11 protein-coding genes are annotated in these 14,877 nt (G+C 33.8%); 7 read left to right on the top strand and 4 right to left on the bottom strand.

The annotated features are described in order from the left end of the window. The first annotated feature begins 3 nt into the window (after window positions 1-3). From LNP81_RS26675 to LNP81_RS26645, 7 genes are all read left to right on the top strand, one after another. Window positions 4-1,566, top strand: a complete 1,563-nt coding sequence (locus tag LNP81_RS26675) for a RagB/SusD family nutrient uptake outer membrane protein (protein WP_230040652.1) — start codon at window positions 4-6, stop codon at window positions 1,564-1,566. A gap of 20 nt (window positions 1,567-1,586) precedes the next feature. After that, window positions 1,587-2,651 carry an IPT/TIG domain-containing protein gene (locus LNP81_RS26670; protein WP_230040650.1) on the top strand — a complete coding sequence of 355 codons (1,065 nt, stop codon included), beginning with the start codon at window positions 1,587-1,589 and terminating at the stop codon, window positions 2,649-2,651. 84 nt (window positions 2,652-2,735) lie between these two features. Next, window positions 2,736-3,989: a fasciclin domain-containing protein gene (locus LNP81_RS26665; protein WP_230040648.1), complete on the top strand. Its 1,254-nt coding sequence runs from the start codon at window positions 2,736-2,738 to the stop codon at window positions 3,987-3,989. A 203-nt stretch (window positions 3,990-4,192) separates the two neighbouring features. Further along, window positions 4,193-5,155 (top strand): T9SS type A sorting domain-containing protein, encoded by a 963-nt coding sequence (locus LNP81_RS26660; RefSeq protein WP_230040646.1) that lies wholly within the window; start codon window positions 4,193-4,195, stop codon window positions 5,153-5,155. Between the two features lie 136 nt (window positions 5,156-5,291). Further along, window positions 5,292-6,527: a glycoside hydrolase family 27 protein gene (locus LNP81_RS26655; protein WP_230040645.1), complete on the top strand. Its 1,236-nt coding sequence runs from the start codon at window positions 5,292-5,294 to the stop codon at window positions 6,525-6,527. Between the two features lie 10 nt (window positions 6,528-6,537). After that, window positions 6,538-7,500 (top strand): glycoside hydrolase family 5 protein, encoded by a 963-nt coding sequence (locus LNP81_RS26650; RefSeq protein WP_230040644.1) that lies wholly within the window; start codon window positions 6,538-6,540, stop codon window positions 7,498-7,500. A gap of 690 nt (window positions 7,501-8,190) precedes the next feature. Then, window positions 8,191-9,285: an outer membrane beta-barrel protein gene (locus LNP81_RS26645; protein ID WP_230040643.1), complete on the top strand. Its 1,095-nt coding sequence runs from the start codon at window positions 8,191-8,193 to the stop codon at window positions 9,283-9,285. 858 nt (window positions 9,286-10,143) lie between these two features. Here LNP81_RS26645 and LNP81_RS26640 read toward each other — a convergent pair. From LNP81_RS26640 to LNP81_RS26625, 4 genes are all read right to left on the bottom strand, one after another. Then, window positions 10,144-11,049, bottom strand: a complete 906-nt coding sequence (locus LNP81_RS26640; protein ID WP_230040642.1) for an N-acetylmuramoyl-L-alanine amidase — start codon at window positions 11,047-11,049, stop codon at window positions 10,144-10,146. 33 nt (window positions 11,050-11,082) lie between these two features. After that, entirely contained in the window at window positions 11,083-11,649 is a 567-nt protein-coding gene (locus tag LNP81_RS26635; RefSeq protein WP_230040641.1) for a hypothetical protein, read from the bottom strand. Window positions 11,650-11,692: 43 nt separating this feature from the next. Then, the gene (gene rimO, locus LNP81_RS26630; RefSeq protein ID WP_230040639.1) at window positions 11,693-13,006 is read right to left on the bottom strand and encodes a 30S ribosomal protein S12 methylthiotransferase RimO; all 1,314 of its coding nucleotides are present in this window, start codon (window positions 13,004-13,006) and stop codon (window positions 11,693-11,695) included. A 345-nt stretch (window positions 13,007-13,351) separates the two neighbouring features. Then, window positions 13,352-14,857, bottom strand: a complete 1,506-nt coding sequence (locus LNP81_RS26625; protein WP_230040637.1) for an OmpP1/FadL family transporter — start codon at window positions 14,855-14,857, stop codon at window positions 13,352-13,354. Between the last annotated feature and the right edge of the window lie 20 nt (window positions 14,858-14,877).

Below are 14,877 nucleotides of genomic sequence, written 5' to 3'. Positions count from 1 at the left end.
ATTATGAAAATATATAAAATAAATTTTAAAAGCTTAGCAGTTTTTGTTTTACTGGCTTTATCTGCTTCGTGTAGTGATGATTACTTAGATCGACCTGTACAGGATGGATATGTTAGCGATAACTTTTATACTTCGGATGAGCAGGTGCAGCGCACTACTTACGGAATGTACGGAAGAATGTGGGCGCCGTTTTATACTAAATGTTTTTACGCGCTTTCGGAATTGTCATCAGGAAACTGCTGGTCTAATGTTGACGGAAATGAAGTAATTCAGTTTAAATTAACTTCAGACAGTTTCATCTTATCAGATCCGTGGAGATCTTGTTTTAGTATTATTGCACAATCAAATGATTTGATTAATAATTTAGATAAAAATGCAAAAGAAGGTGTAAGTCCGGCTGTAATTAAAAATACCATTGCCGAGGCTCATTTTTTCAGAGCAGTTTCTTATTTTTATTTAGTTCGTTTGTTTGGTCCGGTGCCTATCATCGAGGATAATTTAGCACTTGCTAAAAACCCGATGGTGAATACAAATAGAATCGAAGATGTTTATAAATTCATCGAAAATGATTTAAAATATGCTGCGGCAAACCTTAAATCAAAAGTGAGATTAAGAGGAGGAAGTACAGAGAATGTTTTTGTTTCTCAAGGAACTGCAGAGTCATTTTTGGCTAAAGTATATCTTTATGAAAGAGATTATCCAAACGCAAAATTAATGGCGGAGAAAGTAATTAATTCAGGAGAATTTGGTCTTTTACCTAATTACGCCGATTTGTTTTTGACTAGTAAAAACAATAACGAAGAGTCTATTTATTCCTGGCAATGGTCTGGAGCTGTAAACGAATATCAGGCAGGAAATTTTTCGAATGTGCAATATGGTTTAGATATTTTAAATGACAGAGTATCTTATGGAGCTGTATATATTCCTAGCAATGATATTCAGGAAGCTTTTGAAATAGGAGACGTAAGAAGAAAAGAATCTTATATGATTTACGGAGATACTTATCCGGCACTAAAAGGAGATGATGTAGTAGGGTTTACATTAGATAAAGCAAAATATCCAAATGTTTTAGATGCAACAGGAGCAGCAGTAAAAAAATATGTTGTAGGTCAGGAAACAGGCGAAACTGGTCCGGCAGACAATTGGGGTGCGATGAGCAACTGTAATTATATCATGCGTTATGCTGATCTTTTATTAATTCATGCCGAAGCAATTTTGGCTGGAGCGAGCGAAACTAGTGATCCTGCGGCTAAAGCATCTTTTAATAAAATCAGAAAAAGAGCGGGATTAGCTGAATTAGGCGTTAATGTACCATTGACCAAAAAAGCGTTGTTTCAAGAGCGTAGAGTAGAGTTTGCTTTTGAGGGAGAATTCTGGTATGATTTAGGAAGATTGCCAAGAGCTGAGGCTATTGATATTATTTCGAAACAAGACAGAGGTTCTGATTATGAAGGAGTAAAACATTATACACCTGTAGAAACTGATTTTATTTTTCCTAAACCAGCGAATGATGTTAGGAAAAATCCAAAATTAAAAGAAGCTCCGGTTCCTTACGTTTTTAAATAAACCTTAAAGAAAAAACAATCATGAAAAATATAAAAAAAATACTGGCATTGAAGTTTTATTTACTGGCTTCAGTTTCAATTTTCTTACTTAATTCTTGTTCTAATGACGACGGAGGTTCTTCGGGTACATTAGCCATAACGGGAATTAGCAAATCGGTTATAGATGATCCCTTGATAGAGGGTGACAGACAGGTCGATGTGCCAACAGATGTTATCAATGCGGGTAATACTTATATTATTAGAGGTTCTGGTTTTTCGACTTTAAAAACAATTTCTTTTAATGGTTTAGAAACTATATTTAATCCAACCCTGGTTACTGATAATGTGATTGTGGTAACTGTCGATTCAGATACTCCTTATTATAACGAAATGGATGAGATGAAATTGGTTACTAATATCGGAACATTAGTTTATTCCGTAAAAGTGAGACCTCCTTTTCCTAGTATTACAGGTTTTCCTATTAATCCTACTCCCGGAGATATAATCACAATTACTGGTGATTATTTCCTTCGTCCGGTTGTAAATTTTGGAACCACTAAAGTCGAACCAATTTCTTCTTCATTAACAGAGCTTACAGTAAAAGTGCCGGACGATATTCAGTACAAAAGATTATCTGTTACCAATGTTTCAGGTACAACCGTTGCGGGACAATCATTTGGAAGTGCTATTTACGACGATGCTTATACTTCGCTAAGTGGTGGTTATGCGTTATGGAATGCAGCTAATCCTTATAACGATGCTTATACTAAAGATCCTAAACAAGGTGCAAAATGTATTTCATGGACCGCTCATCAATGGGGAGGATTAGAATTTATGGTCGTTATCTCTCAAGTTGATCTTTCTAGATATAAAGGAATCAGAGTGAGTTTAAGAGGGCAAAATGCTGGTAAAATTGGTGTTTTCCTAAATGGAAGTGACGTAATTAAACCTTCATACGACTTTTCATCTGACTGGACTTATGTTGAAATTCCGTTCAGTGCTTTTAATAATCCGACAGAGCTAAATAAGATTACTTTTCAAGAGTTTGGAGGTAAAGCGGGAGGGAATACCATTTATATTGATGATTTGGGTCTGATATTAAAATAGTGAATAGACATTAAAAGAGTCATTCAAAATTTAAGAATAATTCTTTTAATTCTTTAGATGTAAAAATTACTAAAAAGAAAACTTATGAAAATATTATATAAATTAAAACAAATTGCATTAGGCGCACTTTTGCTTGCAATGGCTTCTTCCTGCGATGATACGATTGAAGATGTTGGAGGCGCTCAGCAAAATTATAACTCAGTTTACGGGATAATCGCAGCCAATACTAATTTAGCGACTTTTACCAAAGCTATAGATTTGGCAGGATTAAAATCTACTTTTGATAAACCCGACGATTTTACTTTTTTTATTCCTACAGATGCTGCTTTTGATGCTTATTTGGTAAAAAGCGGTTATGTAAATTCGCTTGGATATCCTGATATCACACTGGTTCCGGTAGATGTTTTAAGAGAGGTGGTTTTAAGTCATGTTGTAAAAGGAGTAAAAAAGAGAGTAGGCTATTTAGATGGTGTACAGGCTGATTATCTAACAACTGGCGAATTGTCTACAATGGCGAATGCAGAAGATGCAGATCTTTATTTGCTAAGTGTAAATGTTACAAATGGCGTTTTAAAAGTAAACGGATCTGATAAACCTGCTCCGGGAGTAGATTATTATGGTACAAATGGTTTTGTAAATGTTTTAGACAACGTAATATCTTTAGATCCTCCGGCTCCGGTAATTGAAGGCGTGTCTAATGCGTCTCCTTCTCCTGGAGAAGATATTATTGTTAAAGGTCTGAATTTTGTGCAAGTACAAAATGTTAAGTTTGACGACAAAGTTGTTACGTTTAAAGTATTATCTAAAACAGAAATACAAGTAACGGTTCCGGCAGATTATGGTTCTAATGCTCTTGTAACGGTACAAACAGTTTATGGTGTTTCAAATATTGCTACGCTGGGTGTGAGATATTTATTGTATGGTGATAACTTTTCAGGAGTAGCTTCACCAGTTTGGGACGGTGGCTGGGGAGGTACTCAGGATTTTCAAAATACAGAAAGAGTAAATCGTGGTACTTATTCTATTAAAAGAACAAATAATGAGGGTTGGACAGGTATGTCTATAGGGTTTAATTCTATTAATGTTGCAGATTATGGTTATTTGAAGATTTCTGTATTCCCTGTAAAAACAACTAAACTTTTCTTTTCTATCGCAACTGATTTACCTTGGGCTACAGGTTTTTCTGTTGAGGTAAAAGCGGGAGAGTGGAATAATCTTTCAATTCCGTTTTCGGATCTTAAAGCAGATAAGATTGGTGCAACGATAAGTTCATTAAACATTCAGGAATATTCAGGTGAACCTGGAATTGTGTATTTTGATGACATAGGTTTCTTATAAAAGAAGGTTTTTATTTTGAGTTTTGTTTAAAGTATTCCCTAATTCATTCAATTAGGGAATATTTTTTATGAAAATTTATTTGTTTGCTGATAATCAGTTTGTTGTATGATTGTTTAGTACTGCTATTTGAGAAAATAGTATCTTTTTTTATCTGTTTTTCTGGTTAAATTTATTTCATATTAACAAACCAAAAAAGAGAATTTATGAAAAAAAATGACTTTCAATTTTCAACCAAACTAAAACTTTGTTTATTAAGTTTTATTTTAATTTTAATGGGCTATCGGTCAAATGCTCAGGAAATTACAGGCTTAAATCCTTATTGTGTAGCCTCAAATCCTTCTTATTCAGTGGTAGCACCAAGTGTACCTTATGATGAGGTAGTGTGGTCTTGTACAGATCCACTGGTAACCTTTTCAGGAAATCCATCGCCTTTGACGCTTTTTAAAGTTTTGTATAAGTACCCGGGATTTATTGCCGGAGGAGAAATTCTCAAAGTAGAATTTAAAAGCGGAGGTACGGTTGTAGCAGTAAAACAAATTACATTCGTTGCGCCAGAAGTGCCTGTACAGCCTAATTACCTTGTAACAAAAACAAATGATTATTGTACCAGTCAATATCATATTATAACATTAACCGTAACAACAGATCCAAATCCAAGCCCAAACACAAATTTTTCAATCGCACCAAGAGTGCCGGATCCCAGTATTATAGTAACACAAACCTCAAAAAATGTATTTGAATTAAAATTACCATTAAACGGGCAATCTTATTTTTTGTATGATGTAACAAGTACAACATCACTATCAGGATGTCAGTCGAATACTGTATCGTCGACCACATATAGTAATTCGGTTTCGTTAAACTTAACAGGTTGTATAAATAACACGCCAAATCCGGGTCCAAATTATGAATTTACGGTATCGCCAAATCCGTATAGTGATGGATATATTACTATCGTAGCAACTGCAGTTTCATCGCAAGCTCCGGCAACTTGTAGAATTTATAATAGTTCAGGTGCTTTAAAATTTACATTTTCATTATTGGGTCCAAGTACCTATATTCCGCTCAGAACGGCTATAGGGCCATCTTTGACTGCAGGAATTTATATTGTTCAGGTAACGTATCCAAATGGAACGGTAAAAACTAAAAATTTAGTTGTGAATTAAAAAAAGTTGTTCTTAAAAAAAGAACTCCATTTCGAGCTAATCGATTTGGAGTTTTTTATATCGTTAATTACTAATGTATTAAATTAAAGCATTCTTCAATATTATAAAGAATAAAAAATATCAAAAATAAATTATAATGAAAAAATCAATAGTAGTATTCGCCTTTTTAATCTGGTTCAATTTTAGCTTTAGCCAGGGAAATACACATACACAAACAGCAGGAAAATTCGAAGGTTTAGCCATGACACCTCCTATGGGTTGGAATTCCTGGAACACCTTTGGTACAAGTATCGACGAAAAATTAGTAAAAGAAACCGCAGATATAATGGTCTCGTCAGGAATGGCTGCCGCAGGATACAATTATATTGTTCTAGATGATGGCTGGATGACAAGAGAGCGTGATGCTAATGGAGATTTGGTTCCCGATCCAGTAAAGTTTCCAAACGGAATGAAAGCTGTGGTAGATTATGTGCATAGCAAAGGATTAAAATTTGGATTGTATAATTGTGCAGGAACGCAAACTTGTGCAGGTTATCCGGGAACTCGTGGTTATGAATATCAGGACGCGAGATTTTATGCTAAACTAGAAATTGATTTTCTTAAATATGATTGGTGCAATACAAAAGGAATTACCGCTCCGGAAGCCTATACAACAATGAGCAACGCACTAAAAATTGCCGGAAGACCTATTGTTTTTAGTCTTTGCGAATGGGGAGATAACCAACCGTGGGAGTGGGGCAAACCGGTTGGAAACCTTTGGAGAATCTCGGGCGACATTTATCCTTGTTTCGATTGTGAATTCAAACATCCTGAAAATTGGTCATCATGGGGATTTATGAAGATAGCCGAAATGAGAAAAGATATTCGTAAATATTCAGGTCCTGATCATTGGAATGATTTTGATATGATGGAAGTTGGAAACGAAATGAATGACACCGAAGATAAATCGCATTTTGCCATTTGGTGTATGCTTTCGTCTCCGCTTGTAGCCGGAAATGATTTCAGAAAAATGTCTAAAGAAACTCTGGCAATTTTAACCAATAAAGATTTGATCGCAATAAATCAGGATAAATTAGGAATTCAGGGGTTTAAATATTCAGCAGAAGACGGATTGGAAGTTTGGGTAAAACCTTTATCAGATGGAAATTGGGCAGTTACTTTTTTGAATAGAAGTGAAGTAAGTAAAAAGATTAATTTCGATTGGAAAAAGCATTTAATCAAAGATGCAGATTTTGGTTATGAAGCCGATTTTAATAAAACAATTTACAAATTGAAAGACCTTTGGAAGAATAAAGAAATAGGAAGTACGAAGAAGAGTTTTGTTTCAGAGCTTGCTTCTCATGATGTGATTACATTAAAATTATCTTATTAAATCTTTTATTATGAAGTTGAAGAATAAAATATTTCTTGTCACTTTTATGTTCGCTTTTACATTTCTAAATGCCCAGGTTAAAACACATAGATATCTTAGTGTTTCGGGCACTCAATTAGTAGATAGTGGCAATAAACCTATTGTTTTAAGAGGAATGAGTTTTGGCTGGCATAGTATGTGGCCAAGGTTTTATAATGAAAAAGCAGTTCAATGGCTCAAAAAAGATTTTAACTGTAATGTTGTTCGTGCTGCTATGGGTGTTGAGCTTGGAGAATACTCCTACCTGAAGGATCCGAAATTTTCGAAAGAAAAAATCGAAGCCGTTATAAAAGGAGCGATTAAATCTGATATTTATGTCATTGTCGATTGGCACAGTCATAATATTAATTTGAAAGAAGCCAAAGAGTTTTTTGCAGAGATTTCTAAGAAATATTCTAAATATCCCAATATTATATATGAGATATTTAATGAGCCCGATCATGAAAGCTGGGCAGAGGTTAAGGCCTATTCTGAAGAAGTAATAAAAGTGATCAGGGAAAATGATCCTAAAAATATTATTTTGGTTGGTTCCCCACATTGGGATCAGGATGTAGATCTTGCTGCAGCCGATCCTATTTTGGGTTATACTAATATAATGTATACAATGCATTTTTATGCTGCAACACATGGTAAGGAACTTAGAGATAAAACAGATGCAGCTATAAATAAAGGTTTACCCATTTTTGTATCAGAATCTGCAGGAATGGAAGCTACAGGTGATGGCCCGTTAGATCTAAAAGCATGGCAGGAATATATCGATTGGATGGAAGCCAGAAAACTAAGCTGGATTACCTGGTCTGTTTCTGATAAAGATGAAACCTGTTCTATCTTGAAAAAATCAGCTAAATCTACCGGTAAATGGAAAATGGAAGATTTAAAAGAATCCGGAATCATCGCCCGTCAATATTTCAAAAAATATAATATATGGGATTAGTGTGGATGCTAATGCCTATTTGTTTTCCAGTGATAAAAAATAGGTAAGCGACCAGGAAGAAATTCGTGGGATTAATTTTAATGGTAATTTATCGGTATAAGGACGCACAATTGTGCGTCCTTTTTTTGTTCCATTCTTTGGGATCATTTGGTGCTATCCGCTTGTACAAATTTTGGTTTAATATCTGTCAAAATGAGAGTTTTAGCATTGTATTTTTGTAGGAATTTAGACTTTATAACTTGAACTGGATCATTTGTTATATAAATGCTTGTTTTGATTTATTTTTATTTTGTGTTTTAGTAATACCCCTATTTTTTTAGGGGGTATTTTATTTTTGAATGAGTTTTTTGGTTGTTTTGTGGTTATTTTTAATGTGTAATTTTGATTAAGTGTGTGTTTTTGGTTAAAAACACAATAAAATCCGTTGTTGAATTTTCAAAAAATATTCTTTATAAATGTCAAATCACGATTATTGTTAATTTAATTTTTGTAATCCATAATTCTGCTATCAAAACATCAAAAAAATAGACTTCAGTTATTCTACTCATACAAAAGTTAATAAATTCGCTAATGAAAATGAAGATGTTTTAGAGGCAGAAAAGAGGTTTTAAAAAGGGACTTATAGTATTACAATACATATATAAAAGATTAACTAACCAGAATCAATTAATAACCAAAAACCAATTACACATGAAAAAAGTATTACACATTTTTGCCGCGATGTTAACGAGTTCTTTTGCTTTTGCTCAAGAAGATACTGAAACCACGACTTCGCCAGCAACAACTTGGGGAGGATCCGCAGATGCTTATTATAAATATGATTTTTCAAAACAAATGAACGGATTAACGAGCTTTACCAACTCACAAGATTCATTCGAATTAGGAATGGCCTCTGTACAGGCAGCACACACATTTGGGAAAGCCTCTGTTTTTGTAGACTTAGGTTTCGGAAAAAGAGCAGGAGAATTTTCATATAATGAAACAACAGATAAAGATATTGATGCAAAATTTTTAATTAAACAGTTATTTTTCACTTATCAGATAACAGATGAATTTAAAGTAGTGGCAGGTAGTTTTGGTACACATATAGGGTATGAGGTATTAGATGCGGTAGGAAATAAAAACTACAGCATGTCTTACGCCTTTTCTTATGGGCCATTCTTTAATACTGGAGTAAAAGCACAGTATACATCAGGAAAGTTTACTGCGATGGCAGGAATTACAAATCCTACTGATTTTAAATCAGCTATGGATGCCGGTTCAACTCAAAAAACATATATAGCGCAATTGGGTTATATAGGAGAAACAGGAAGTGCGTATTTGAACTTTACATCAGGAAGTACAAATCCAACTCCGGGAACTATAGTAATCCCATCTGATGAAAATAAAACACAAATCGATTTTGTGGCATCAAAAACAATTACTGATGCTTTTTCTTTAGGATTTAATGCAACATATGCTAAAACTAAAAATGATTTCGACAGCGAGTTAGATGGTGATTGGTTTTCAGTAGTTGGATATGCTAATTATGCTTTCAAACCATCATTGAGCTTAGCTTACAGAATGGAATATTTCGATGCTAAAGATGCTGCAGCCAATGTTGGAACATTAATGGGATCTAGTGTTTTTGCAAATACAGTTTCTTTAAATTATAAAGTTGGAAAACTAACGATAATTCCTGAGTTAAGATACGATGCTGCTTCAGAAGATATCTTTTTAGATAAAGATGCTTTACCAACAGGCGGATCATTCTACGCACTAATTGCTACAACATACTCTTTCTAGAGATAAAGATTGATATTTTTTTTTTTTTTTGGAGCTGTCGAAACACACTAATGTTTTGGCAGCTTTTTTATTTGAATTTTTTTGCGATGAATAGAGTGCTGGCAAAGAGAAAGACTTCATAAACTCTTTTTTCACGCAGATTTAAAAAGATTTGGGCAGATCTGCGCAAATATATTCATTATTAAAGTTTAAAAATTAAATCCATTTTAATCTGCTTTAATCTTTTTCAAATCTGCGTGAAACAAAATCATTTTATTTTTTTGTGCAGTAGCTGATGTTAAGTTTTTGTTTCAAGTTGTGCGAAGAATTGATGCAATTGATTCGCCTGTTCGCTGTCGCTCGGGTTGTGGTAAAAAGTATAGATAAACAGGTATTGATCTTTCTATCCTCATAGCTATCAGGAGTAGCTAAATTTTACATTCTTAATTTGTGTAAATTTGTGTAATTTGTGGTAAAAAAACTTTTAATCTACTTTGATCTTTTTCAAATCTGCGTGAAACAAAATCATTTTATTTTTTTGTGCAGTCTCTGATGTTAAGTTTTTGTTTCAAGTTGTGCGAAGAATTGATGTAATTGATTCGCCTGTTCGCTGTCGCTCGAGTTGTGATAAAAAGTATATATAAAGAGGTATTGATCTTTCTATCCTCATAGCTATCAGGAGTAGCTAAATTTTACATTCTTAATTTGTGTAAATTTGTGTAATTTGTGGTAAAAAAACTTTTAATCCTTTAAGCAGGTAGCGATATGGTGGTTAAATTTTTCTTATTTCAATTCGTGTAATTCGTGGCAAACTTTACTAAAAAAACGCGTCTCTAAATGCTTAGAAACGCGCTTTATATTTTTAATGTCTTATCTTTTTTACTGAATTTGCTTTTTATAAATCGAGTAAATAGTATCTATTGTTTTTCGATCTAAAGTTGGCGTAACATCCGTTTGAATATAATGTAATTTGAAAGCCATAATTGCTGCCGACAAATTTTTAGTGTTATAACCAATAATTCTTAAAGCAGGTTCGATTTTAAAATCAAAAGGAGCTTCTTCCAGAACTTCATCCGGCCAAATTCCAAATCCTTTTTCTGCTAAAGTTTTCCAGGGAAATAAAGCACTTGGGTCTTGTTTTCTGCCTGGAGCAATGTCTGAATGACCTAAAATGTTTTGAGTAGGAATGTTGTAGTCTTTCTTTAATTTAGTTAAAAGAGCTACTAAACTACTAATCTGTGCTTCAGTAAAAGGTTTAAAACCATTGTTATCAAGTTCTATACCTATAGAAGAAGAGTTGATGTCTGTATTTTTTCCCCAAGTCGATGCTCCGGCATGCCATGCTCTTAAATAATCATTCAACATCTGAACTACTTTTCCGTTCTCAGAAATTATATAATGAGCACTTACTTGTGTTTTTGTTAGGGTAAAAGTTTTTATCGTTTGCTGGATAGAATCCTGAGCAGTATGATGAATAATAATAAAACTTGGTTTTCTTAAATTAAAGTTCACAGTACCAATCCATTCTGTATTTACTCCATTTAATAAGTAAGTAGATCCGGTTTTAGATAAAGTGTCCTTTACGATGCCTAATTGTGCTGCATAAGTAGTGTCAATGACTACAGGGGTAATTGCAGGAATTGGCTTAGCTTCTTTGCTTGTAATTTGATTTTCTAAAGTTTTAAGCTGCTGATCGTAAACCTTTTCTGTGCTTTTGTAAGGATTTGTAGAACAAGCAGTAATAATAAGTGATAAAATTAGATAACAAAAATGTTTTTTTGCCATAGTGCTTATATTTATAAGATGAGTTTGAAACAATTATTCTTGAATTTTTGTTGCTTCAGTGTCTTCTTTTACTTCTTTTGAGTCTTTATCTTTGGAATCTTTTTTCTTTTTTGACTTCGAAGGTTTTTTTATCTCCTTAAAGTCAGCCATAAAGGCAGTATATTTTTCAACCTGATCCGGATTCAGGAAAGCAGTTACTTTTTTAGTAGTACTTTCTCTCAATGCTTTTATTTGTTCTACTTTTTGATCCTGGCTGCTGCTTTCATTTTTCAAAAGAATTCCTTGTTCTTTCATGCTGTCAGTAAAAACATTTGCAATCGCAATAGCCTGAAGTTCATCTAGATTAACTACCGGTTTCATTTGTTCTACAATTTTGGCTGCAGTTTCTTCTGGTGGTGTTTCTTTAGGTTTGCTGGTGTTAGGTTGTGGTCCTGACATCATACTTCTGTCCATTCCCATTCCGCCACCTCTTCCGTAGCCGCCATTTCCATAACCACCGCCACCGTAACCATTACCGTATCCGTTGCCATATTGCGCTGAAACAGAGTTGACGCAGCATAAGGTAAAAATCAAAAGAAATAAAGATAGTGTAGGTTTCATAAAATATGTTTTTATCTAAAATTGATAATTCTTTAGCGTAAATTTAAGCAGGTTCTCCGTATAAATCAAATTCTGTTGCTTCTATTATTCTTATATTAACAAATTCACCCGTTTTTACATAATGTTTCGAGGCATCTATTAAAACTTCATTATCAACATCCGGGCTATCAAACTCAGTTCTTCCCACAAAATGAGCGCCTTCTTTTCTGTCAATAATACATTTAAAAACCTGACCTACTTTTTCCTGATTCAGATCCCATGAAATTTGCGACTGTAATTCCATTATTTCGTTTGCTCTTGCTTGTTTTACATCATCCGGAACATCATCTTCCAGTAAAAAAGCATGAGTGTTTTCTTCATGAGAATAAGCAAAACATCCCATTCTGTCAAACTTCATTTCCTGAACAAAATCCTTCAAAATCTCAAAATCTTCCTGAGTTTCGCCAGGATATCCTACAATTAAAGTAGTTCTAATGGCCATTCCGGGAACAGCAGCACGGAAATCTTTCAATAATTGAGTCGTTTTTGCCTGAGTGGTACCACGACGCATTGATTTTAAAATAGAATCCGAAATATGTTGTAACGGAATATCGATATAATTACAAATCTTTGGTTCGCGTTTCATTACTTCCAAAACATCTATTGGGAAACCTGTAGGGAAAGCATAATGCAAACGAATCCATTCAATTCCTTCAACTTTTACTAAAGCTTCTAAAAGCTCGGCAAGATTTCTCTTTTTGTAAAGATCAAGACCATAATAAGTTAAATCCTGAGCAATCAAAATTAATTCTTTAACGCCATTTTTAGCCAATCCTTCAGCTTCTTTAACTAGCTTTTCAATAGATTGAGAAACATGTTTTCCACGCATTAAAGGAATTGCACAAAAACTACAAGGTCTGTCGCAGCCTTCGGCAATTTTTAGGTAAGCATAGTTTTTAGGAGTAGTAGTCAAACGCTCTCCTAATAATTCATGTTTATAGTCGGCTCCTAAAGCTTTCAATAATTGAGGTAATTCTGTTGTACCAAAATATTGGTCTACATTCGGAATTTCTTTTTCTAAATCAGGTCTGTAACGCTCAGATAAGCAACCAGTCACAAAAACTTTGTCAACTAATCCTCTGTCTTTTTTATCAGCGTATTCCAAAATCATATTTACTGATTCTGCTTTTGCGTTATCAATAAAACCACAAGTGTTGATTACGATAATGTTTCCTTCTCTTTCTGCTGGTGCTTCGTGTTCAACTTCTTTTCCGTTTGCACGAAGTTGTCCCATTAGCACTTCACTGTCATATACATTTTTCGAACACCCAAGAGTGATTACGTTAATTTTGTTCTTTTTTAAAGACTTGGTTCTCATACTTTTATAAATTGGAGTGCAAAATTACACTTTTTTATTCAAACACCGCTTGTTTCCTTTTCTTTTACGTGTTTTTTATGAAGCTTTCAGGTGGTTATTCTGATGTATGCATAAATAAAACAAACACGAATTTCACGAATTTGCACTAATTACTATGTGGAATTAACTTTACAAAGTAAATCAGTTTATTAAAATTTGGTTCAAATTCCTGAAATTCCTGTTTAAAATTAAGCTAACGAGACTGCTGTCAGGTTTTATTGGTGTAAAATTTCCGGTTTAACAGGGATAAAAAAAATCCGCCAAGTAAAACCTGACGGAAATTTCCATTCATCTATTTATTCTTAATTACAATTCAAATAATAAAGTCAAAGAAACATTATTGAGTTTCGATGTAATGTTCGCGCCATCAGTAAATCCGGTTGCGAAAAATCCCTGATTCGATTTTCTTTCTAAATAAGAGTAAGCTAAATCTACTCTTGTTCCTCCAAAATTATATCCTAAACCTCCAGAGTAACTGTTTAAATCTCCAATTGTAGTTCCGTTTTTATAAGGACTGCCTTCAAAACGATATCCACCGCGTAAACTCAATTGTTTTATTTTGTATTCAGCACCAACTCTTAACTCACCAGCAGTTGTCAGTTGATTGCTAATATCATTATTTAAACCTCTAAATCGTGAATCACTTGTTGGTTTGAATTTAGAGTTGCTGTAGTCTTTAATAGAATAGTCAACACTAATTAATCCTGATTTTCCAAATACGTAGGCAGCACTAAATGTTATTTTTCCTGGAGTTTGTAAAGTATATGATTCGTAAACGTTTACAACATTTGGATTATCGCTATAATATTTAGTTTGTCCTCCAATAGCATCAGTTGTAGTATATAAACTTTGTGATAATTCATCATATAATTCATACCAGGTATTAGATTCGTATGCTAAACCAAGTCTGAAAGATTCTGTAACTTTAGCGATGGCTCCAAGTTGAAAAGAAAAACCATTTCCGTATGTGTAAAGGTCGTTGTTAAAGGTTAGATCAGATATTGTTTCAGTCGGCTGCAATGGATTGTCATTTTTCTCAAAAAAACTACTTGTTCTTCTGTAATCAGTTATGTGGACATTTAAATTAGCGCCCAGGTATATTCTGTCCTTATAAGATGTTGCAATGTTAAAACTTAATTTGCTATTGTATCCGCTAGTATAAAAACCGTTTTCCTGGTAGTATTTACCGCCGGCAGGTACATTGCTTAGGTATTGAGTTCCATTAATATCGCCTGGATTTGTAGGTATTATTACCTTTCCATAATATCCAAAAGCAGCTTGTTGCTCATCGTAAAACTGATCTCTGTAATCAATTTGTGTCACATCTTTTAAAGGTATTCCGTTAGCAAACGTTAAAAAGTATTTGTCAATAGAATTTGTTGGATTGGTTCCTGCAGAGAAAACAGAATTATTAAAGTTATTGGTGTTTTCATAATTTGCTCCAATCGCAATTTTTTTCCAATTATTGCTTGGGTTGTGATCGTTAAAAACGAAAACAGCTCCTGCTTGGTTTAGTATGAAAGAATTTTCTTTATCACTTGTTTGAGTTCCAAAATAATTAGAATTATTCTTAATATTCTGGTTGCTAAAAGTTATTCCGGTTTGATTGTTTAAAAAAACAGCAGATCCAGCAGGGTTGATACTTATTGATGATAAATCTCCACCAACTGCTCCAAATGCACCGCTCATCGCTCTAAAACGAGCTGTTCCGGTTAGGTTATCTTGTGCGTAACGAACTGCGTCTGATACTTCTTGTGAATGTGAGACGCTGACAGTTAGTCCTGTAATAAGGAGGAATAATATTTTTTTCATTGGGATAAGTTTTTAATATG

Origin of the sequence: Flavobacterium piscisymbiosum, from assembly GCF_020905295.1 — a bacterium.
Classification (GTDB): Bacteria; Bacteroidota; Bacteroidia; order Flavobacteriales; family Flavobacteriaceae; genus Flavobacterium; species Flavobacterium piscisymbiosum.
The sequence above is the reverse complement of the archived record's forward strand: the minus strand, read 5'-3'. Positions and strand labels throughout refer to the sequence as shown.